The sequence below is a fragment of the Pseudoalteromonas sp. S4492 genome (assembly GCF_005886115.1).
GTDB lineage: Bacteria > Pseudomonadota > Gammaproteobacteria > Enterobacterales > Alteromonadaceae > Pseudoalteromonas > Pseudoalteromonas gelatinilytica.
The window spans coordinates 1-246 of the sequence record NZ_PNCP01000223.1 but is presented as its reverse complement, the minus strand read 5'-3'; the positions used below and the strand labels follow the sequence as shown (position 1 = coordinate 246).

The 246-nt window shown below is 39.0% G+C and carries 1 protein-coding gene; it reads right to left on the bottom strand.

Annotation, left to right across the window (positions count from 1 at the left end; genetic code table 11):
* Positions 1-246: hypothetical protein (locus CWC28_RS22095; RefSeq protein ID WP_171038352.1), on the bottom strand; the 246-nt coding region annotated here is incomplete at both ends.

Sequence of the window (246 nt, the reverse complement as noted above, 5' to 3'; positions counted from 1 at the left end):
TCTTATCAATCTCATCATCAACCGCATTCAGCTCCTTTTGTTTTTTGATGGGGCTTTTCCATTTAAATGGCTTAAGAATCTTCTTGTTTATTAAGAAGTCTGCAAGATTCTTTAAACCTCTGCCAGCAGTATAGGCTGCACCTTGCCCTAGATTTTCTCTTGCGGCTTGAGCAAATCTATCGAAATCAGTAGAGTTCAGCTTTGTTAGATCGATATCCTTAGCATCTCCCAAAACAGAATGAATGG